The organism is Acinetobacter sp. CFCC 10889 (genome assembly GCF_003268395.1).
GTDB lineage: Bacteria > Pseudomonadota > Gammaproteobacteria > Pseudomonadales > Moraxellaceae > Acinetobacter.
The window spans coordinates 61,678-84,146 of the sequence record NZ_LQXQ01000012.1; the positions used below are offsets into that span (position 1 = coordinate 61,678).

The 22,469-nt window shown below is 39.8% G+C and carries 21 protein-coding genes and 1 pseudogene; 19 read left to right on the forward strand and 3 right to left on the reverse strand.

All coding sequences use genetic code 11. The features are described 5' to 3' along the window. Positions 1–157 precede the first annotated feature (157 nt). The 13 genes and pseudogenes from rsmH (at position 158) to AVJ19_RS06360 (ending at position 15,906) form a co-directional block, all read left to right on the forward strand. Complete coding sequence (rsmH, locus tag AVJ19_RS06300) at positions 158–1,084, forward strand: 16S rRNA (cytosine(1402)-N(4))-methyltransferase RsmH (RefSeq protein ID WP_111858921.1); 927 nt, start codon at positions 158–160, stop codon at positions 1,082–1,084. After that, a complete protein-coding gene (gene ftsL, locus AVJ19_RS06305) occupies positions 1,081–1,413 on the forward strand; it encodes a cell division protein FtsL (protein ID WP_111858922.1) in 333 nt (110 codons plus the stop codon). Before rsmH ends, ftsL begins: the two co-directional genes overlap by 4 nt. A gap of 9 nt (positions 1,414–1,422) precedes the next feature. Continuing rightward, positions 1,423–3,258 carry a penicillin-binding protein PBP3 gene (ftsI, locus tag AVJ19_RS06310; protein ID WP_111858923.1) on the forward strand — a complete coding sequence of 612 codons (1,836 nt, stop codon included), beginning with the start codon at positions 1,423–1,425 and terminating at the stop codon, positions 3,256–3,258. A gap of 7 nt (positions 3,259–3,265) precedes the next feature. Next, a complete protein-coding gene (locus AVJ19_RS06315; RefSeq protein WP_111858924.1) occupies positions 3,266–4,762 on the forward strand; it encodes a UDP-N-acetylmuramoyl-L-alanyl-D-glutamate--2,6-diaminopimelate ligase in 1,497 nt (498 codons plus the stop codon). A 9-nt stretch (positions 4,763–4,771) separates the two neighbouring features. Then, positions 4,772–6,181, forward strand: a complete 1,410-nt coding sequence (locus AVJ19_RS06320; protein ID WP_111858925.1) for a UDP-N-acetylmuramoyl-tripeptide--D-alanyl-D-alanine ligase — start codon at positions 4,772–4,774, stop codon at positions 6,179–6,181. Continuing rightward, positions 6,181–7,299 (forward strand): phospho-N-acetylmuramoyl-pentapeptide-transferase, encoded by a 1,119-nt coding sequence (gene mraY / locus AVJ19_RS06325; protein ID WP_111858926.1) that lies wholly within the window; start codon positions 6,181–6,183, stop codon positions 7,297–7,299. Before AVJ19_RS06320 ends, mraY begins: the two co-directional genes overlap by 1 nt. Positions 7,300–7,354: 55 nt before the next feature. After that, positions 7,355–8,188: a putative RNA methyltransferase gene (locus tag AVJ19_RS06330; protein WP_213067200.1), complete on the forward strand. Its 834-nt coding sequence runs from the start codon at positions 7,355–7,357 to the stop codon at positions 8,186–8,188. 34 nt (positions 8,189–8,222) lie between these two features. After that, on the forward strand, positions 8,223–8,702 hold the full coding sequence (locus AVJ19_RS06335; protein WP_111858928.1) for a YchJ family protein: 480 nt from the start codon (positions 8,223–8,225) through the stop codon (positions 8,700–8,702). Between the two features lie 59 nt (positions 8,703–8,761). Beyond that, on the forward strand, positions 8,762–9,406 hold the full coding sequence (locus tag AVJ19_RS06340) for a trimeric intracellular cation channel family protein (protein WP_111858929.1): 645 nt from the start codon (positions 8,762–8,764) through the stop codon (positions 9,404–9,406). Positions 9,407–9,806: 400 nt separating this feature from the next. Further along, positions 9,807–11,127: pseudogene (locus AVJ19_RS06345) on the forward strand (MFS transporter). 134 nt (positions 11,128–11,261) lie between these two features. After that, entirely contained in the window at positions 11,262–11,690 is a 429-nt protein-coding gene (locus AVJ19_RS06350) for a hypothetical protein (RefSeq protein ID WP_111858930.1), read from the forward strand. A gap of 175 nt (positions 11,691–11,865) precedes the next feature. Further along, positions 11,866–14,085, forward strand: coding sequence for a DNA topoisomerase IV subunit A (parC, locus tag AVJ19_RS06355; protein WP_111858931.1), 2,220 nt, complete (start codon positions 11,866–11,868; stop codon positions 14,083–14,085). A gap of 147 nt (positions 14,086–14,232) precedes the next feature. After that, complete coding sequence (locus AVJ19_RS06360; protein WP_111858932.1) at positions 14,233–15,906, forward strand: AMP-binding protein; 1,674 nt, start codon at positions 14,233–14,235, stop codon at positions 15,904–15,906. A 59-nt stretch (positions 15,907–15,965) separates the two neighbouring features. Here the strand turns inward: AVJ19_RS06360 and AVJ19_RS06365 are convergent, their stop codons facing one another. Further along, a complete protein-coding gene (locus AVJ19_RS06365; protein WP_111858933.1) occupies positions 15,966–16,364 on the reverse strand; it encodes a hypothetical protein in 399 nt (132 codons plus the stop codon). 105 nt (positions 16,365–16,469) lie between these two features. On the opposite strand from AVJ19_RS06365, the gene AVJ19_RS06370 reads away from it, so the two are divergent. Both AVJ19_RS06370 and ppa read left to right on the forward strand, forming a co-directional pair. After that, positions 16,470–16,868, forward strand: a complete 399-nt coding sequence (locus AVJ19_RS06370) for an MAPEG family protein (RefSeq protein WP_111858934.1) — start codon at positions 16,470–16,472, stop codon at positions 16,866–16,868. A gap of 125 nt (positions 16,869–16,993) precedes the next feature. After that, positions 16,994–17,521, forward strand: a complete 528-nt coding sequence (ppa, locus tag AVJ19_RS06375) for an inorganic diphosphatase (RefSeq protein ID WP_065993797.1) — start codon at positions 16,994–16,996, stop codon at positions 17,519–17,521. 113 nt (positions 17,522–17,634) lie between these two features. On the opposite strand, the gene ruvX is transcribed toward ppa, so the two are convergent. Together ruvX and AVJ19_RS06385 are read right to left on the reverse strand one after the other, a co-directional pair. Then, complete coding sequence (gene ruvX / locus AVJ19_RS06380; protein ID WP_111858935.1) at positions 17,635–18,078, reverse strand: Holliday junction resolvase RuvX; 444 nt, start codon at positions 18,076–18,078, stop codon at positions 17,635–17,637. Next, positions 18,071–18,625, reverse strand: a complete 555-nt coding sequence (locus AVJ19_RS06385) for a YqgE/AlgH family protein (RefSeq protein ID WP_111858936.1) — start codon at positions 18,623–18,625, stop codon at positions 18,071–18,073. The genes ruvX and AVJ19_RS06385 overlap by 8 nt, the downstream gene beginning before the upstream one ends. 391 nt (positions 18,626–19,016) lie before the next feature. Between AVJ19_RS06385 and AVJ19_RS06390 the strand changes: the two genes are divergently transcribed. Genes AVJ19_RS06390 through AVJ19_RS06405 form a run of 4 tightly spaced genes read left to right on the forward strand, consistent with a single transcriptional unit; the run spans position 19,017 to position 22,443 of the window. Beyond that, the gene (locus AVJ19_RS06390) at positions 19,017–20,369 is read left to right on the forward strand and encodes a COG3014 family protein (RefSeq protein WP_111858937.1); all 1,353 of its coding nucleotides are present in this window, start codon (positions 19,017–19,019) and stop codon (positions 20,367–20,369) included. A gap of 19 nt (positions 20,370–20,388) precedes the next feature. After that, on the forward strand, positions 20,389–20,793 hold the full coding sequence (locus AVJ19_RS06395) for a YcfL family protein (RefSeq protein ID WP_111858938.1): 405 nt from the start codon (positions 20,389–20,391) through the stop codon (positions 20,791–20,793). A gap of 14 nt (positions 20,794–20,807) precedes the next feature. Next, the gene (lpoB, locus tag AVJ19_RS06400) at positions 20,808–21,404 is read left to right on the forward strand and encodes a penicillin-binding protein activator LpoB (protein WP_111858939.1); all 597 of its coding nucleotides are present in this window, start codon (positions 20,808–20,810) and stop codon (positions 21,402–21,404) included. A 52-nt stretch (positions 21,405–21,456) separates the two neighbouring features. Next, complete coding sequence (locus AVJ19_RS06405) at positions 21,457–22,443, forward strand: CsgG/HfaB family protein (protein WP_111858940.1); 987 nt, start codon at positions 21,457–21,459, stop codon at positions 22,441–22,443. The last annotated feature ends 26 nt before the right edge of the window (positions 22,444–22,469 follow it).

Here is a 22,469-nt window from a genome sequence, read left to right on the forward strand (position 1 = left end):
GAAAGTGCTTTATTTTTCAAAAAATAAGCATGTATTTTCTTTTAAAACGGTTTTCCCCATAGAAAGTAATATTTTCCTACAAAAAGACGTTTGGAGCTTTACAAAAACAAGGTAATAATGTGCAGTTACATTTTCTGACTGAATTGAATCTAAACTTATGTCCCATATTTCTGTATTGCTACATGAAACTGTTGATGCGCTCCTTGCTGACCGAGATACAGGAATTTATATTGATGGGACTTTTGGACGTGGTGGTCATACCCGATTATTACTGTCTAAATTAGATGAAAATTCACAAGTTTTTGCTTTTGATAAAGACCCACAAGCTTTGGAAGTAGCGTATCAGTTGGAACAGGAAGATCCACGTTTTAAAATCATTCATGCCAGCTTTGCAGATTTACAACAAGAACTCAATCAACGTGGTATTTATCAAGTCGATGGGGTTATGGCAGATTTAGGTGTGTCTTCACCACAGTTGGATCAGGCAGAACGTGGTTTTAGCTTTATGAAAGATGGACCTTTGGATATGCGAATGGACAATTCGCAAGGTCAAACTGCGGCTGAATGGTTGGTTGATGTGGATGAAGAACATTTAGCCAATGTCATTTTTCAGTATGGAGAAGAGCGTTATAGTCGCCGTATTGCTAAAGCGATTAAACAGGCTGGCTATATTGAAACGACTGCACAATTGGCTGAAATTGTTAAAGTTGCTCATCCGAAATGGGAAAAAAATAAACATGCTGCAACGCGTACGTTTCAGGCGATTCGTATTGAAATCAATAAAGAGTTAGATGATGTACATACTTTCTTGCCACAGGCGGTAGATGTGTTAAAAGCACAAGGACGTTTGGCAGTGATTAGTTTTCATTCTTTAGAAGATCGAATTATTAAACAATTCATACAAAAAGAATCGACCTTAGCTGAGGATAATGGTTGGGGCTTACCACAAAAAGTGAATGATACACGCCGTTTGAAAAAAATTGATCGTGTACGTGCAAGTGAAGCGGAAGTGAAAGAAAATCCACGTTCACGTAGTGCTTGGCTGCGTGTCGCAGAACGCTTAGAACTTAAAGGCGCAGAATGAAAGAAGAAATTATAGAAGAACGGACAAATCGACAAGCCATACAAAAAGTGGTGTATTACGCCTTTTTGTTAGTATTGGTTTTAGGTAGTGCTTTTATGGTGGTGCTACAAGTTTTTTCTTATCGACACGATTTCCGTGAATTAAATAGCTATATGCGTGAAAGAGAAACCATTAATGCAGAGTGGGGGCGTTTGTTGATCGAACAACAAACTTTCGGTGCAACTGCGCAAATTGGTACACGTGCTGTGACACAACTTCGTATGTATTCTCCACCCGCAGCGCAAACCGTTGTGATTTCATTACCGTCTGAACCTGAGCAAAAGAAATAGGCATGTTGTATGGTAGATAAGCAAAACAAAGTACCTCGTCAACCGCGAAAAAAACAGCAGCCTATTTCCGCTAAGTCTTCTGTCGCTGTGGATATGTGGCGTTATTATTTGATGTGGGGCGTGGTACTGCTGTGTTTTATCATGTTGGTTGGACGTGCTTTTTATGTGCAAGTGATTAATAAAGACTTTTTGCAAAATAAAGCCAATGCCAATATTTTAAGAACAGAAAAGCTCAAAGCCATGCGTGGTGTGATCAGTGATCGCCATGGTGTACCTTTAGCGATCAGTACCCCAATCATGAAAGTCGTGATTGATCCTCGTGAATATTTTGAAACCAAAGCACAGTTTGAAAAAGTCACAGAGGAACTGAAAAAAACACCTGAAAGTCGTAAATTAAAACGTCAATTACCTGATGAAAATTTAAATTTAGATGAGTTGGCAGATGCGGTTGGCATCGATCGTGCTGATCTAAAGAAAAAACTAGCAGAGCGCCCACGTTCACGCTATTTGGTACTGAAAAAAGAAGTGCCACCACCACAAGCTGATTTGATTACGCAACGTAAATTTGCAGGGGTATATTCAGAAAAAACCTATAAGCGTTATTATCCGCAACCACAGCCCAATGCGCAGATTATTGGTTTGACCAATAGTGAAGGCACAGGGATTGAGGGCTTGGAAATGCAGCTCAATACCCGCTTGGCAGGTGAAGATGGTGAGCAGAAAATTTCTCGTGACAAACATGGTAACCGAATCACGATTCCTGAAGTAGTGAAAGAAGTCACACCAGGAGAAAATATCACGCTGAGTATTGATTCACGTTTGCAATACATCATGTATCGTGAATTGACTGCAGTTGGTGTTGCGAATAATGCACGTTCTGCATCTGCGATTGCAGTCGATGTAAAAACAGGCGAAATTTTAGCGATGGGCAGTTGGCCATCGTATAATCCAAATGATAAAAATGGCTTAAAAAACAAAGATGCCATGCGTAACCGTGGTGCGATTGATATGTTTGAACCAGGTTCAACCATGAAGCCATTTACGGTTGCTGCAGGTTTAGAAAGTGGTAAATACACACCAAATTCAGTCATCAATACCAGTCCTGGCACCATGCGTTTAGGTTCACATACTATTCGTGATACACATAACTATGGATCACTGACTGTGACAGGGGTGATTATTAAATCCTCTAATGTGGGTTCAGCTAAAATTGCTTTGTCTTTACCAAAAGAAGCGTTGCCAAGTTTCTTCCGAAAAGTTGGTTTTGGTGAGCGTTCTGCGGTGAAATTCCCAGGTGAAAGTGGTGGTTTGGTACTGCCACCCAATAAACTGAATTCTTCGCAAATCGGGACAATGGCATATGGTTATGGTTTAAATGCCACGATTTTACAGTTGGCACAAGGTTATGCCATGTTGGCAAATCATGGCGTGGAATATCCACTGAGCCTGTATAAACTTGAAGATCAGCCCAAAGGTAAACAGGTTTTAGAGCCTAAAATTGCCGATGATGTATTGCTCATGCTTGAGCAAGTGACTATGCCAGGTGGTACTGCCAAACAAGCCAATATTCCAGGTTATCGTGTGGGTGGTAAAACAGGAACAGCACATAAATTGCGCCCTGACCATAAAGGCTACTCAAATACTGAATATCGTGCGTTGTTTGCAGGGGTGGCTCCGATCAGTGATCCACGTTTGGCGATTATTGTTGTGGTGGAAAATCCACGTGGACAATATTATGGTGGTTTAGTTGCTGCACCTGTATTTGCAAAAATTATGCAAGAATCTTTACGTTTAATGAACGTACCACTTGATAAACCTCTCGATTCTATCAATCCATCCAAATAGGTGAATGATGACGATTCATTTTCAAGACATTTATCCCGTCGACAATCCCCAAACTTGGATGGCAATGCCATTTCAAGGCTTTTGTTTAGATAGTCGAGCTGTGAGCGCAGGGCAAATTTTTATTGCCCTGAATAGTTTTTCACAACCTGAAAAAACCTTGCAATTTGCTCAATCTGCACTTGCAAACGGGGCATTGGCTGTAATCAGCGAAACTGATCTGGCATTGGAAAATAGTTGGCTGTGCCCTGATGTACGTCAGTTAATGGGACAATGGCAAAAATTGTATTTGCAAGCGACAGACACTGCTCAAGCTGCACGTGTCTTGGCTGTGACAGGTACCAATGGGAAAACCACGATTTCTCGTTTGGTGGCTGAGTTGGTGATGTTACAAGGCAAAAAGTGTGCAGTGATGGGCACAACAGGGAATGGAATTTTACCCAACCTTGAAGCCTCATCGCATACCACATTGGATGCTTTGCATTTACAAAATTTATTGCATGATTTTGCCAAACAAGGTGCTGAATTTGTATCACTGGAAGCCAGCTCACATGGTTTGGAGCAGGGGCGTTTGAATGGTGCTGATATTGAAATTGCAGCTTATAGTAATTTAAGTCGTGATCATTTGGATTATCACGGTACGCTTGAGGCTTATGCAGAAGCCAAATCACGTTTATTCAAATTTGCGTCTTTGAAAGTGGCAATTATCAATGTCGATGATGCACATGCAGACGTGATGATGGATGCTGCGAGCAGTAATCAATCCCATCCTAAAGTATTGACCTATTCCACGTCTAAAGCTGCGGATTATCAAGTCTTTGGTATTCAGTATAGCTTGGATGGTGCGACATTCCATTTAAAAACGGAACAAGGTGAATTTACAGTTCAAAGCCCGTTGCTTGGACATTTTAATATTGAAAACCTTGTGGCAAGTTTGATTGTTGCTGAGCAAGCAGGCTTTGATTTAAAACAATTGATCGCAGATGTGCCGAAATTAAAAGGTGCGCCAGGACGTATGCAAGTAATTCGTGATGCGGATCGTCTGTTTGTGGTGGATTATGCACATACACCCGATGCACTCACACAAGTACTTAAAACCTTGAAACGCCATGTTGAAAATCAGTTATGGGCAGTTTTCGGTTGTGGTGGTGATCGTGATCGTGGCAAACGTCCATTGATGACCAAAGCTGCGCTTGAGCAAGCTGATCCTGTGGTGATTACTTCGGATAATCCACGGACTGAAGATCCCGCACAGATTTTTGCGGATATGAAACGTGATGTGAATTTTGAAGAGCATCATGTCAAAGAAATTCATGATCGTCGTGAAGCGATTAAATATGCCGTCAAACATGCACAATCGGGTGATATTGTGGTGATTGCAGGCAAAGGGCATGAAAATTATCAAGAAATCGATGGTGTGCGCCATTGGTTTGATGACGTCGTTGAAGTGCAATCAGCCATTGATGCACAACAGCATAAACCAAATTCAGCTTATCCAGCTCAGTAGGAAGAATAGATGCACACATCTACCACCAGTACTGTGCTTTTGCAGCCATGGTCAGCAGCTGAGCTTGCTGAAGCGACTCAAGGTTCTTGGTATTTAGACAAAGCGCCGCAAGGTGAGATTAAACGTATTTTAACGGATTCACGCCATGCGGAAGCAGGTGATGCATTTTTAGCATTGAAAGGTGAGCGTTTTGATGCCCATGATTTTATTGCACAGGTTGCTGAAAATGGTTGCCAGATTGCCATCGTCAGTCATCCTGTTGAAGCAGACATTTGCCAACTTGTTGTTGCAGATACTCGTTTAGCACTCGGTCATTTAGGTGCTTATCGTCGTGCGCAAAATACTCAACTCAAAGTCATTGCATTGACAGGTAGCAGTGGTAAGACCACCACCAAAGAAATGCTGGGCAGTATTCTGTCACGTTTAGCACCAACCTTGATCACCCGTGGTAATTTGAATAATGATCTCGGTGTGCCAATGATGTTATTGGAGCTTCGTTTAGAGCATGAGTATGCGGTGATGGAGTTGGGCGCAAGTCATCAAGGTGAAATTGATTACACCTCAAACTTAGTGCAACCGCATGTCGCTGGGATTCTCAATATCGGCACAGCGCATTTGGGTGAATTTGGTGGGCGTGATGGTATTTGCCGTGCCAAGTCTGAGATTTATGCACATATTGATGCGCAAGGCACCTCGATTGTTCCTGCACAGGATGATTTTACTGATACGATTCGCCAAGCTGTGCAAACTGAAAAAAGTTTGAGTTTTGGTGAAGGCGGTGATGTTTTTGCAACAGATATCCAGCTTCAGGCGCAATCTGCAACATTTACCCTCAATACTCCTCAAGGCATTCGTACTGTAAATCTACCTTTTGCAGGTGAACACAATGTTCATAATGCCGAAGCGGCAACTGCTTTTGCTTTAGCAATTGGTATTGCTTTAGATGATATTGTGATTGGTCTAGAATCTGCACAAGGTGCTAAAGGTCGTTTAAACTTTATCCAAAAAGCCAATCATTTATTTATTGATGATACTTATAATGCCAACCCAACCTCGATGCGTGCTGCGGCAGAAGTTCTGGCGCAACAAGATGGCATCAAAGTGATGGTGATAGGGGATATTGGCGAATTAGGCGCTACGGCTGCACAGCAACATTATATGCTCGGTCGTGACCTTGTTTCGGTTAAAGGAATTAACTTTGTGGTGGCAGTGGGTGAGTTTGCACCTGCGGCACAAGAGGGTGCACGTAGCACACAATATGGTAAAAAAATGCAGGCGTTTTTAACGCAAGCACAAGCTTTACCACTTTTAATGAGTTTAATTGAGACACATCAACCGCAGTCCATGAGTTTCCTCTTTAAAGGTTCTCGCTTTACCCATATGGAAACGTTGATGACTGACTTGATGGAGAAAATTTAATGCTGTATTGGTTGTTTCAACATTTGGCAGGCTATGAAAATGCCTTTCAAGTGGTTCGGTATCTGTCATTACGTGCCTTGCTGAGTGTATTAACAGCATTGGCAATCGGTTGGGCTTTAGGTCCAGTGATGATCCGTAAACTACAAGCTTTAAAATATGGTCAAGCAGTCAGTTCATTTGCGCCAGAAAACCATGCCAAGAAAATGGGTACACCGACCATGGGGGGGATTTTAATTCTATTATCCATTGGAATTAGTACCTTACTTTGGGCAGATTTATCCAATCCTTATGTGTGGATCGTACTCGGTGTGATGGTCATCTTCGGCGCTGTCGGTTGGGCAGATGACTGGATTAAAGTTCGTTATAAAGACAATGCGGGTCTGCCTGCTAAGAAGAAATTCTTTTGGACGTCTGTAGGTTCACTCGGTGCAGGTATTGCCTTGTATATCATCGCAACACAACAAGAAAATCCTGTACATACTGCCAATATGCTGGATTTGTTGATTCCTTTCTTTAAAAATTTAACCATTCCATTGTCCGCCATTCCACTCGGTATTGGCTTCATTATTTTCACTTATCTGGTGATTAATGGTGGCTCGAATGCAGTGAACTTGACGGATGGTTTGGATGGTTTGGCGATCATGCCAATCGTACTGGTTGCAGCAGGTTTAGGTGTATTTGCTTACTTGGCGGGTGATATTCGCTTTGCCACTTATCTGCATATTCCTTATGTGAAATATACCTCTGAGTTGGTAATTATCTGTGCCGCAATGATTGGTGCAGGCTTGGCATTCCTTTGGTATAACGCACATCCTGCGCAAGTGTTCATGGGTGATGTGGGTGCATTATCTTTAGGTGCAATGCTCGGTACAATCGCAGTGATGGTACGTCAAGAAATCGTCTTTGCGATTATGGGTGGGGTATTCGTGGTGGAAGCGATTTCGGTATTCTTACAAATTGGTTCTTTGCGTATGCGTAACAAACGTGTGTTCCTCATGGCACCTTTGCATCATCATTACGAGAAAAAAGGCTGGCGTGAAACTCAAGTGGTGATTCGTTTCTGGATTATCACAATTATGCTGGTAGTTTTGGGTCTAATGACTTTAAAATTGCGTTAATACAAAGTTGTTGAAGAGAGTCGGCATCAGCCGGCTTTTTTTTTATGGCTTTAAAATGAGTTTGGAGAAGGTTTTGAAACAAATCAGGAATGTGTTGATGTGCCCCGTGTGCCGTGAAGCACTCAGCTTGACTGAACGTACATGGCACTGTATCAACAATCATAGCTATGATGTGGCGAAGCAAGGTTATGTCAATTTGCATGTGGTTCAGCATAAACACAGTAAGAATCCGGGTGATACCCCTGAGTCTGTTCAAGCCCGTCGAGCTTTCCTGAGTGGCGGTTTTTATGCATCCTTACAGCAAGCTGTGGTACAGAAAATTCGTGATTTACGCATTGAGAATCTACTCGATATTGGTTGTGGAGAAGGTTATTACACGGATGCCATGCAGCAAGAAGTCATGCAATGTGTGGGGGTGGATATTGCCAAAAATGCGGTGCAAGTTGCAGCCAAACTCAATAAAGATGTTGATTGGGTGGTAGGTACAGGAGCGACCTTACCTGTAATGGATCATTCCATTGACTTATGTACCAGTCTCTTTAGTCCGATTCCGCAAGAGGAAATTTTACGGGTGCTTAAACCTGAAGCTTATTTGATGGTGGTGACTCCTGCACCAAATCATCTCTATGCAATGCGTGAAGCTTTGTTTGATGAGGTCAATGCCCATGATCCACATAAGTTTGTGGAGCAGCTGCAAACGCATTTCACATTGATTGAGCAACCGATTGTGGAATCTACTTTTGAGTTGGAGCAAGCACAATTAAAAAATTTAATTGCCATGACGCCTTATGCATACAAAGCCAAACCTGAAAAACGCCAAGCCCTTGAGCAACTTGAAAATATCAGTTTGACTGCGAGTTTTCAGGTGTATTTATTTCAGAAAAATTGATTTGTTAGAACCTATTTAAATTTTGAGAAACTTCATGTCCAATCTCTCCTGCCCATGTGGGTCTGAACTTTATCGTGAATGTTGCCAACCGCTACATTTAGGTCAGAAAAAAGCTGAAACAGCAGCACAATTGATGCGTTCACGCTATAGCGCATTTGCCAAGCATGAGATTGATTATATCGTCAAAACGACAGCGCTTGGACAGCAACACGCTTTGGATGTCAAAGCCATTGCAGATTGGAGTAAAGCCAATCAATGGTTAAAGCTTGAAGTCGTACAAGCCCAAGAAAAACTCGATAAAAACCATGCCCAAGTTGAATTTAAAGCGCACTATTCAGATGCAAAAGACAATGCACAACTAGAACAAATTCACCATGAAGTTTCGCATTTTGTAAAGCATGATGGAACTTGGTATTTCCTTGATCCGACCACAGATCAACAGATCACCATGAAACAACCGTGTATTTGTGGTTCAGCTAAAAAATTTAAGCAATGTTGCGCACAATATCTGTAACTTTTCATCTAATTTGACTTAGAATACGCGCATCGATAACCCTCAGCGGAAGAAGGGCAATGTTGTTATTAGTCATCTATATTATTGCAATTACGGCTGAAGCCATGACAGGAGCTTTGTCAGCAGGTCGGCGTAGTATGGACTGGTTTGGCGTGGTTTTGATTGCCTGTGTGACAGCACTTGGCGGTGGTTCAGTGCGGGATGTATTGCTTGGACATTATCCACTGACTTGGGTCAAGCATCCTGAATATTTGGTACTCACCTGTGCAGCTGCATTTGTCACCATTCTGATTGCTAAATGGATGAAGCATTTACATTCCATCTTTCTGTTGCTTGATGCTTTGGGCTTGATTGGCTTTACTATCATTGGTTGTCAGATCGCATTAGATATGGGACATGGCTTTGTTGTTTCAGCGGTTGCAGGTGTATTGACAGGGGTTTCAGGCGGTATTCTGCGTGATATTCTGTGTAATGATGTGCCTTTGGTGTTCCGCCGTGAACTCTATGCTTCAATTTCATTTGTTGCGGTGATCTTCTATTGGTTCTGCATGGATGTCGGATTGTCTTTAGAAGTGACGGTGATTTCGACCTTAATTTTTGGCTTTTCTTTACGTTGTATTGCGATTTATTTTGGTTTGGAAATGCCGAAATTTATCTATAAAGATGATGATGAACAATCTGCATCTTCCAAAGATGAAACTTGATTTAGCCGAATAAAAAGTTTAGCTTTAAAATGATAGATATCGGGTTCTGATTTAGATCAAAGTCAGAACCTTTATAATAAATACAATAGACTTCTTGCGAAAGTTATTTTCGGCGAGATTTGAATCAATATTGAATGTTCCCTCTCCTTTCAGGAGATGAGCAGTATTACTGCGCAAGGGAGAGGTTTATTATTTAAAAGCCCCCTCATCCTCTTGCGGAGTTACCTCCTCATCCCTGAGCCATATATGGCGCAAGAGAAGGAGCTCCGATATGCTTTTGAATATGTTCTAAGTCTAAAATTCAAACATTTCTGACTTACGCAAGAGTTCTAATTATAAATCCTGTTGTGAAGGCAGCATCTCCCTTTCACCTGATACAGCATATTCATAGAGCACGATTATGGATTTAGTTTCACGCGTACAACGCCTACCGATTGGAAAATTTCACTATACCTTACTATGGGTGATCGGACTTGGTTGGATGTTCGATGCCATGGATACCGGACTCATTTCCTTTATCCTGACCAAAATGGCAGAAGAATGGCAAATGACGCCATCTGAAAAAGGCTGGGTAGTATCGATCGGCTTTGTCGGTATGGCAATCGGGGCGGTATTTTCAGGTGGTCTAGCGGATAAAATTGGTCGTCGAACTGTCTTTGCGATTACTTTAGTCACTTATAGTATTGCGACGGCTTTATGTGCCTTTGCTCCAAACTTAACATGGCTATTGGTGTTTCGTTTTATTGTCGGGCTGGGTTTAGGCGGTCAGTTGCCTGTTGCTGTGACTTTGGTCAGTGAATATATCCCTGCTCATGTACGTGGGCGTTTTTATTGTATTGCTTGAAAGCTTTTGGGGCTTAGGTTGGCTTGTTGCTGCGTTAATTTCCTATTTTGTAATTCCTGATTATGGTTGGCATATTGCCTTTTTGATCGGGGGCTTGCCTGCGATTTATGTGTTTATGATTTTGAAAAAAGTACCTGAATCTGTACCGTATTTGATTAATCGTGGACGTATCGAAGAAGCACATGCATTGGTACAAAAGCTTGAACGTCAATGTGGCGTGGAAGTGATTGAAACCATTGAAGTCAAACCTGTGGCGGAAAAACAAAACATTTCATTTTCACAACTGTGGTCAAATCCTTTTGCCAAACGTACTTTGATGCTGTGGCTGATTTGGTTCGGAATCGTATTTTCCTATTACGGTATTTTTACATGGCTACCAAGCTTATTGGTCAAACAAGGCTATAGCATCGTGCAGTCATTTGAATATGTTTTAGGAATGATCTTGGCACAACTTCCGGGCTATGTGGTGGCTGCTTGGTTGGTGGAAAAATTAGGACGTAAAGCAACATTGGCAGGCTTTATCGGCATGTGTGCGGTATCAGCTTATTTCTTTGGGCAAGCGACTTCGGTCAGTATGATCATGCTGTGGGGCTGTTTGATGTCGTTCTTTAATTTGGGGGCTTGGGGGGTGTTATATACTTATACACCTGAGCAATACCCAACCAATATCCGTGCCTTTGGTTCGGGTTGGGCATCTGCAATTGGGCGTATGGGTGGCATTGTCGCACCATTGGTTGTGACCCATATGATGGTCGCTACAAATGGCTTTAGTGCTGTCTTTATGATGTTTACGGCTGTGCTTTTGGGCGTTGCAGCCGTGATCTTGGTCTTGGGTGAAGAAACCAAAGGGAAGACTTTGGAAGAGATGGGGTTGTAGATCAAAATATTTAATCATTGGAGAGGGAAAGTGTTTCCTCTCTATATTTAAATGATATAATTGCTCGAAATTTTAAAAAAGTAAGTCATTGATATAATTAAATAATTTTTAATATTAAAACATAAGGTAATAAGATGAATGTTATAAAGAATGTAATGATAATTTTAATCATATTATTGGTAGGACTTTACAGCGTATATTTTTCTCCACAAAAGTCAGATCGTGAGGTCATGGAGAAGATAGATTCTTCACTTCACGATAAACAATATCGCCAAATATGTGGTGTTTATTTAGGGGGATATTCAAAATATGAAAAGGCATTACGAGGAGATCGCCACTATTTTACGGTTGGTGTAGGTGGTAAAAACTATGATTTTCTCGCAAGCCGTTTTAAGTCTGATTCACTATTTTATAAGTTTAAATCGGAAAGCAGATTTGATGCCATACAAACATTCAATAAAGGGCAAAATATCTGTGTGACTTTTAGTACAAAATATTTAGAAGTTGATTCAAGTGCTAATTATCGACAAGTTCCATTGTTGATGAGTGCTTCTTTAAAATAACCAGTTGCTCATTTGCTTAAAAATGGATAATTTTACACCGCTAAATTTACTGAAAGACGTAAATTGTCGCAGAGTTACCAGACAGCCTCTTGTGTCATATGGGCATGCGACTTAGCATAAGAACATATAGAGATATAAATTTTTAGAACGCATTTATTTAGGATTAAAGGTTGTTATGACAAGCCTTGCGCATCATGCGACAGAAAACCGTTCCGTAGCAGAATTTACCGAACAAGCTTACCTCAACTATGCCATGTACGTGATTATGGATCGCGCATTGCCACATATCAGTGATGGTTTAAAACCCGTACAGCGCCGTATTGTCTATGCGATGAGCGAGTTAGGCTTAAAAAACAGTGGCAAGCCGAAAAAGTCTGCACGTACCGTCGGTGATGTATTGGGTAAATACCATCCACATGGTGATTTAGCTTGTTATGAAGCGATGGTGCTGATGGCGCAACCGTTTAGTTATCGTTACCCATTTATTGAGGGGCAAGGCAACTGGGGTTCACCTGATGATCCGAAATCCTTTGCAGCCATGCGTTATACCGAAGCGAAACTGTCGCAGTACAGTGAAGTGCTTTTGTCTGAGTTGGGGCAGGGAACTTGCGATTGGCAAGATAACTTTGATGGTTCGATGAAAGAACCTGTGCATTTACCTGCACGAGTCCCGAATATTTTGCTTAATGGTACAACGGGTATCGCTGTCGGGATGGCAACTGATATTCCACCACATAACCTACGTGAAGTGGTTAAAGGTACGATTGCACTGATTCGTAACCCAAACCTTACGGATGAAAAGGTTGCAGAATATATTCCTGCGCCTGACTTACCAACCAAAGCGGAAATTATTACCCCACCTGAAGAATTGTTAAAATTACAAATTACAGGTCGTGGCAGTTATCGTACTCGTGCGATTTATACGATTGAAAAAAATGAAATCGTGATCACTGAACTGCCGTATCAGGTGTCAGGTTCTAAGGTCATTACGCAGATTGCCGATCAGATGCAAGCGAAAAAATTGCCACTGGTCAGTGATCTTCGTGATGAATCGGATCATCAAAATCCGACACGAATCGTCATTATTTTACGTTCAAATCGTATTGATGCTGAAGCCGTGATGAGTCATTTATTTGCGACTACTGATTTGGAGTCAAGCTATCGTGTCAATATGAACATGATCGGTGCTGACGGTCGTCCGCAAGTCAAATCCATTCGTAAAATTTTATTAGAATGGATTGAGATTCGTAAGAATACTGTCACACGCCGTCTGCAATATCATTTAAATAAAATTGAAAAGCGTTTGCATATTTTACAAGGTTTGATCATCGCATTTTTAAATATTGATGAAGTGATCAAGATTATTCGTGAAGAAGATCAGCCTAAACCTGTATTAATGCTACGTTTTAATATTGATGAAACTCAAGCCGAAGCCATTTTAGAACTCAAGTTACGACATTTGGCAAAACTTGAAGAAATGGAAATGCGCCGTGAGCAAGATGAGCTTGAGGCACGTGCTGCGGTGATTCGTGAACAACTGGAAAATCCTGAATCATTGAAAAGTTTGATCATTTCTGAACTGAAAGAAGATGCGAAGAAGTTTGGTGATGATCGCCGTTCACCTATCGTACAACGTGCTGAAGCGCATGCGATAAAAGAACAAGATTTGATGCCTGCTGATCCTGTGACAGTGGTGTTATCAGAAGCAGGTTGGATTCGTGCAGCCAAAGGACATGATGTTGATGCTGAGAATTTGAATTTCCGTGCAGGTGATCAATATCTCAGTTCAGCACAAGGTAAGTCCAATCAAAAAGTTTACATTTTGGATGAAACAGGACGCAGTTATGCCTTAGCGATTAATAGTTTACCGTCTGCACGTGGTTTAGGTGAGCCTTTAAGTTCCAAGCTTTCTCCTGCCAATGGTGTTGGTTTTATCCAAGTCTTGGTTGAGGAAGATGAAACGGAAATCGTCGTGGCAAGCAGTGCAGGTTATGGCTTTAAATCTCAAGCCAAGCAACTCGATACGAATGCCAAAGCAGGTAAGGCATTCCTTACAGTAGCTGATGATGCTAGAGCATTGAATGTGCAAGTGGTTCAAGCACATACACATTTAGCGATTTTAAGTAGTGCGGGGCGTTTGTTAGTGCTTGATTTGTCAGAATTACCAACTTTAAATAAAGGTAAAGGTAATAAATTGATACAACTTGAAGCCAAAGAACAAATATTATCCATGACAACTTTTGATTTAAATGAGACGATTCAATTGCTTGCAGGGCAACAACAATTAAAGCTCAAAGGTGATGATTTAAACAAGTATATTGGCAAGCGAGCGTCGAAGGGGCAACTGCTACCACGCGGCTATCAAAAAGCAAATAAACTGTTAATTCATAGATAAAACTAGCATCCATCGATCAAAATACGTTATATATGATTGTATTCGTGAAAATGGATGCAATATTAAGCACAACAAGCCAAACAACTATGCTTAATGTTGAGAAAAACAGTTGAAAACTAAGGATTACTGATTGGAGAATATGGCATTATGGAAAAGATTTGGTACGCAGAATATCAAAAAACGGGCATTCCTGAGACTGTAGAATTGCCACAGGAAAATACATCGCTTATTGATATTTTTGAGCGTAATTTCCAAAAATTTGGTTCACGAGATGCCTTTATCTTTATGGATAAAGCTCTATCTTTTAGTGAATTAGAGCTTGCTAGCCGCAAATTTGCCACATATCTTCAAAGTTTAGGCTTAGCAAAAGGCAGTCGTGTTGCAGTGATGATGCCAAACGTATTGCAATATCCTGTCGTTGCTTTGGGTGTGTTTAGAGCAGGGTTGGTTTTGGTCAATGTCAATCCACTTTATACTGCACGTGAGCTTGAACATCAGTTGAATGACTCAGGCACAGAAGCGCTTGTGATCATTGAAAACTTTGCTTCAGTATATCAAACGATTATTGGTAAAACGCCAGTTAAACATGTCATCGTTGCTTCGGTCGGTGACATGTTAGGTACATTAAAAGGCACATTGGTGAATTTTGTATTACGTTCAGTACGTAAACAAATCCCTGCTTGGAATATTCCAGGACATGTGAAATTTAATGCTGCAATGTCAAAGGTGAGTGCCAACAACTACAAACGTCCAAGTATGACTTTAAGTGATACGGCGGTATTGCAATATACAGGCGGTACAACAGGTGTTTCAAAAGGTGCTGAACTTACACATCGCAATTTAGTGTCAAACTTATTGCAGTGTGATGGGATCTTCCAAAGTAAATTTGGTAAAGGCGATGGCGCAAAAGACGACCGTATTTTCTGTGCTTTGCCGTTATATCATATCTTTGCATTCATGGTATGTGCACTTTATGGGATGTATAAAGGTCAAGCCAATATCTTGATTCCAAACCCTCGTGATCTTCCTGCTGTAATGAAAGAGTTACGAAAATACCAACCAACCTTTTTCCCAGCAGTAAATACTTTATTTAATGCTTTAGTGCATAATGAAGAATTCAGACAATTAGACCACAGCAAGCTTAAAATGGCGATGGGTGGTGGTATGGCTGTGTTGCCATCGACTGCTGCTGAATGGAAAAAAGTTACAGGTACGATCATCATTGAAGGCTATGGTCTTTCTGAGACTTCACCTGTTGCAACAGCAAATCCACCTGCAACTACGGAGTTTAGTGGCACGATTGGTGTTCCATTACCACTGACTGATGTGGCAATTTTGGATGATGAAGGTAATCACTTGGCTCAAGGTGAGCAAGGTGAAATATCGATTCGTGGTCCACAAGTGATGAAAGGCTATTGGAACCGTCCTGATGAAACGGCTAAAGTGATGACTGCTGATGGTTATTTCCGTACAGGTGATATCGGCATCATGAATGAGCGTGGTTACTTCAAGATTGTAGACCGTAAAAAAGACATGATTTTGGTGTCAGGATTTAACGTTTATCCATCTGAAATTGAAGAAGTCATTGCAAAACATCCTAAAGTGCTTGAAGTTGCAGCGATCGGTGTTGCGGATGAAAAGTCTGGCGAAGTGCCGAAATTATTCGTTGTGAAAAAAGATCCATCTTTGACGACAGAAGAAGTTTTAGCATACGCAAAAGAGAACTTAACTGGCTATAAACGCCCACGTTATGTTGAATTTATGGACGAATTACCAAAATCTAATGTGGGTAAGATTTTGCGTAAAGATCTTCGTAAATAATCAATTTAAAACAAAAAAGCGCCATTCTGATGGCGCTTTTTTTCTTGATATATTATTGGTCAAAGTTTATTTTGTCCCTGACTTTTTAAATACCATTGGTCAATGTAGGGGCGACCATAACCTAGAATAGCTGTAAAGGTGAGTATTGTTCCAAGTTGGCGACCAATAGCTGAAGATGGAAAGCCTGAATAACTCAAATAAATATCCACCAAGCAATATACCGTGATGATGGCAAACCAAAGATAAAGATTCATCTTTTTGATGCCCACTGCATAAAAAGCCACGACTAGCATAATGAATGTGCCTAAAGTAGATTGCCAATTAAAATTAGCACAAATCACACAGAGCAAAAAAGCAGCGATTGGTAATACAGTTTTTAACACACGATCGACTTGTTGTAGTTGTTGACGTTGCTGTTCTAAAACATTCAACAGATCCTGTTGATCAGAAGGTGGCATAATTTCTCCATTACACAATATTTGCAAAACTCGGCATGAAGAGAAAATTATAACAACATTGACGTGTTATGATATTCAACTTGCAAATTTCATGAGAATAAATTCATGTCTGGGATAAATGGCATCATATATCTAATTTTAATCGCCTGTTTATTGCCTTATGTTTTTACCATTCTAGCCAAAGTGACAGGTGGTTTTAAAGGTAGTGATAATCAAAATCCACGTGAATTTTTAGCAAAAACAACAGGATTATCAGCACGTGCCAATGCTGTACAGCAAAATAGCTTTGAAAGCTTGCCTTTATTCATTGCTGCTATTTTGATGGCAGAATATATGGTTGTGCCACAAAGTTTTACCATGATGATGGGGATTGCTTATCTCGTTTTGCGTGTTATTTATGGTATTTGCTATTTATTAAACTTATCAACATTGCGTTCGATTATTTGGTTTATGTCGATGGCATGTCCGATATTTTTATTGATTACAATTATTAGAATGATTTAAAACAAAATTTGCAAACACGGGCATATTTAATTACACCATGCAAATTGTATAATCGCACCAATTCGCTAAATTAGCGTTATAATCAGCACGATTTTAAATTGGCTTTCACTGAAAAAGAGTATCTTATGAGCTATAGCAATATCCCTGCGGGTAAAGATGCACCAAATGACATCTATGTAATTATTGAAATTCCTGCAAATGCATCTCCAATCAAATATGAAGTAGATAAAGATTCTGATGCATTATTTGTAGACCGTTTCATGGGTACAGCAATGTTCTATCCTGCAAACTATGGCTATGTACCAAATACATTGTCTGAAGATGGTGACCCATTAGATGTATTGGTTGTTACACCGCATCCTCTAGTTCACGGTTCTGTGATTCGTTGCCGCCCTGTAGGTAAGTTGAACATGGAAGATGATGGTGGAATTGATGCGAAATTGGTTGCAGTACCACATGAAAAATTAACACCACTTTATAAAGATGTTCAAGAATATACAGATCTTCCACCATTGTTGATCAACCAAATCGAACATTTCTTTCAACATTACAAAGATTTAGAGCCTGGTAAATGGGTTAAATTGACTGGTTGGGAAGGTTCTGAAGTGGCGAAAGCTGAAGTATTGAAATCAATCGAAGCAGCTAAAAAATAATTTGAATTGATTTAAAATTCAAAGCAATTGGGGGGTCAAGTGACCGCCCAATTTTTTATGGATAATATAATAAAACATAAAACATAAAACATAAAACATAAATGATTTATAAATTAAGGTTTTACACCTTCAGGATTGCGATACCAACTTTCAATAAATAATGCCGCAGCAACACTATCTGCTGCTAAGTTCTTAGCACGACCTTGTGCTTGATAATGGTCAAGTTCGTCTCTGGCTTCACGTGTGGTGAGGCGCTCATCAACCATGAGGGTTTCAATATTGGTCTGATGACGTAAACGGCGAGCAAATTTACGTGCACGAGCGGACAATTCAGACTCAGAATCATCCATATTTAAAGGTAAGCCTACCAAAAATAAATTTGGCTGATGTTGTTTTACAATTTTTAACAGTTCTTCCCAATGTGGAATCCCATCTTTCATAGGAAATAAGCTGAGCGGTGTTGCACTTTCAATCAGTGATGAGCCAACAGCCATCCCCATTTTTTGAGTACCAAAATCAAAAGCTAAAATAAGTTGTGGTTGGGATAAATCAGGCATGTCCAATCTCAGATGATAACCAAGTACGATCAATACCTATTTTACGATATGCGGCATCCCAACGCTCGTCATAAGGTAAATTAAAAATCAAATCCATATCGGAGTCACATACCAACCAGTCGCCACGAGCGATTTCATTTTCTAATTGATTCTTTTCCCAACTGGCATAGCCTAGAGCGATCTGATAGCGTCCAACGCCTTCGTTATGTGCGATGGCATCTAAAATATCTTTACTGGTTGTGATGCAAATATTTTCACCCACGGCAATCGAAGAATGCCATGTCGGTTGACCTGTATGTAGAACAAAACCTGCTTCAGGGCGTAGGGGACCACCTTGCAAAACCTCATGTGGATGCACATGATCTGCTGCAATTTCTAAATCTGTAAGTAATTCTTTAATCTGTAAGCCTGTAGGACGATTAACAATGATCCCTTGAGCGCCATCATCATCATGTCGTGCAATATAAATCACCGTATGTGAAAAAAAATCATCCGCCAAATCTGGTGGTGCAATCAGGCAACGATGTTTTAAATATTGTTTAGTCACCGAAAGGCTGCTCCTTATTTTAAAAAAATTATATGAAATTATGGAAATCATTTTGAAATACCATAACTTATTTATGCTGTATTGTGGCACGATATTGGAAAATAAATACTGAATAATGTAAAAAAGGACAGGACTTAATTTGAAATTATGAAGCTTTGATGGATAATTAATCAAACAGTCGCTTTTTAAAAAACTTTGAAATAATCTTTCACTATGTATATTTTCTTCATAAAAAGTCAATAAATCTCTCTATTTAGAAGAAATATAGAATATTATTTAGTTGTTTTTAATGGATGAAATATGAAGAATGTGATTAAAAAATGTTTAATTATTGAATAAAATCATATAAATTTGTATGATTCATATACTAAAAATTCTAATTTTCAACCTTATGAAACGTTTAAATAACAAATTATTACTCATTTTATTGGCAGTTTCCTTTAATTCTCAAGCTGGAGTTTTCGGAAGTTATGATGATGAGGGAGCAGCATTTAGAAGTAGTTTAAATGCAACGATGCCAACAGCATTTGCAGCAACACTTGATAAAAAAATGGATTCTAAGGATGCTATTTTGTATCACTTAGAAAAAGCACGTATTTTGCAGGTCAATCAACAATACGAAGAAAGTAGTCAGCTCTATAAAAAAGCATTTGAATTACTTGATAAACAAAATAATCGAGCAAAAGTGAGTGCATCTCGTTTGGGCTTTAAAGCTTTGTCGATGCTGAGTAATGATTCGATTGTGCCGTATGATGTGCCTCCGTATGAACAGGTTTTAGCGCATATTTCACAAGCAAAGAATTATATTTATCTTAAAAATGCTGAAGCAGCAGCCGTTGAAATGCGTATTGCACAAGGCATTCAGCGTGAAATTGAAATTAATCACGAAAAAGAATTAGAGAAAAAATCTGAAAAAGAAAAAGCCAAGCAAGAAAATGCACAAGCGGTCAATAATTTAGACGAAGCATTTGCAGGTTTGGATCCAATTGCAGGGCGTATTAAAAATACCTATCAAAATGCTTATGCTTTTTATATGGCAGCCAATTTGTGGGAAGCTTTAGGTGAATATAATGACGCTTTGGTTGATTATAAGAAAGCATATGAGTTACAAGCGGACAGTAATATCGCCAAAGATGTGCAACGTTTGGATCGTATGACTGCAAAAAGCAAAGATACTGTACCTGTAGTTGTATTTATCGAGCAAGGCATTGTTCCGAAAAAAATTGAAAATAAACTGGCAATTCCTGTGCCTGACGGTATTGTTAATATTGCTTTTGCAACGTATGAACCAAGTACTTATACCGTACCACAAAGTTTAAGAGTGCGTTTGGGTGATCGTGAAACGCAGCAAAGTTTTGTGCTAAATGATATTGGTGCATTGGCTGTTAAAGAGTTAAAAGAGCGAACGACAGGTACTGTATCAAGTCAGATTGTTCGGGCAACGACTAAGTTTGTGGCACAGCAGCAGTTAGGGCAGCATTTAGGTGCTTTGGGGCAGCTTGCAGGTAACTTGATGAATATTGCCACAGAACGTGCTGACTTAAGAGCATGGTCAACCTTGCCAAGCAATACACAAATTGCACGTTTTGAAGTCAAACCAGGTAGCCATAATTTACAAATTTCAGGCAATGGTGGAATGAGCGATACGATCAAAGTTGATGCAAATCCGAATCAAACGGTTTTTGTGTATGTAAATGATGTCAATAATAAAATTTCAACCAGCGTTAGTGCGATAAATCATTAATTTAAAAACTGAGAAATTTATGAAAATAGCTTCAAAACTGATTTTTGCGGGTGTGCTTGCTGCTAGTCTTGCTGCATGTACTGCACCTAATTCATTGTCTACACAAACTGCGGCTGATGGTACATATAGTGTAAAAACCATCAGTAATAACCCCGTGTTGAGTACCAAAGTTGGTGTGGATCGTATCAATATGACTTATGTTGGTGACTTGAAAAAAGTGTCATTGGCAATCAAAGATCGTTGGTTTGTCAGCCGTTCTTTTGAGTACAAAATCGTATGGGTAGATGCTCAAGGTATGGAAATTAATCCAGAAGGTTCACGTTGGAAACCGATCCAACTGACAGGTCGTGAAGTTAAAACTGTGCAATCTGTTGCACCAAATCCATCGGCTGTCGATATTGTTGTTTATTTGAAGAATGATTAATTAGGGTAAAATTCATGAAAATTAAATTTGTTGTTGCATCACTTTTTGCTGCGTCAGTGTTGACAGGTTGTGCAAGTACTAATGTGAGTTATGGCGATGCACAAGCAGTTGAATCATTAACCAAAGATTTTGGTTCTACTGATTTACAAATGATCGCAGACAAAATGGTTGATGACATGTTGACTTTCCCTGTGGTGGTTCAATTGACACAAAACCGTCGTCCAGTGATGTTTGTTGACCGTATTCGTAACAAAACGCAAGAACATATTGATACCGAATCTATTACTGACACCATTCAAAATAAATTGATCAACTCAGGTAAATTCCGTTTTGTCGATATGACCGCTGCAAATGCGATGGCTGAGCAATTGAACTATCAAAAAAATAGTGGTTTGGTCAATCAATCGACTTCTGTAAAAGCGGGTGGTCATATTGGTGCTGAATATATGCTAAACGGTAACTTATCAAGCATTGTGAAAAATGCAGGTGGTAAGAGCGATGTGTATTATAAATTCACTTTAAAATTGCAAAATATTCAAACAGGTATTGTTGAATGGACGAGCGAAAAAGAAATTCGTAAGTCATCTAAGCGTTCTACTTTTGGTTTGTAATTGATAAAGTTGCAACTGCTGTTTCAAGCAGTTGCACGAGATCACAATCATGATGAAAAAAATAATTCTTTCGGCAGTACTTGCAACAGGTCTTTGCTCATCGGCATTTGCTGCATTAAAAGAAGTGGTTAAAGAAGCATCGGGCAGCGGTGCAACACAGCATCAGGCAATTTCTGAGGCATTACTTGTTGCTGTGCAGTCTGTAAATGGTGCAACGATTTCACCACGTGCAGATATTGAAGAAACTGTGAATATGTCCATGAGTGGTAACAATTGGAATTATTCAGGTAAAGTTTCTCCTGTGTTTAGTGTTGATAGTGTTGGTTCTGGTTCGGTGACGAAGTTTCAAGTGCTGAGTGTCAGTGGTTCAAAAAATAACTATCGTGCTCGTGTGCGTGCACATGTTGTACAGTACGAATCAACAGTTAAGGATCAGCATTTAAGACGTATTGCAGTGTTGCCATTTCAGTTCTATGAAAAAAATAATCGCTCAGCACAGTCTGATTCAGCAGGTGAATTTAGTGAGGAATTGGCTGATGCATTGGGTAATCATTTAGCACAGTCAGGTCAGCTAAGTTTATTGGATCGCCACTATATTGATGAAATGCAATATGAAAATGCATTTTTACAATGGGATGGTGCACCACATGAAATGGCACGTATTGGGCAAAAAGTTGGTGCGGATTATTTACTGGTTGGACGTATCAATGATTTGTCAGCGGCAAGTTCACAACAAATGTATGGCTTAAATCAAGGTTCAGAACAAGTACGTTTAACATGGCGTGTGATTGAAGCCAATACCAGTAAAGTGGTCGCATCAGGTACTTTTAACCGTGCTTTACCGAAAAACTCGGTACAAAATCTGTTAAATAATAATCTGGATAATAGTAGTGCAGAAACTTTGGCGCAAAATTTAAGTCAAGAAATTTTAGTGGGTTTAAAATTACAACCAAGTGCAAGTTATGGTTCACAAGGTTCGAATTTTACTCCGACCTATGACATGACACCAGGTTCAAGTGAGCAGCCAATTAAGTGGTAATTTTTTGATTATCCAAAATAAAAGCC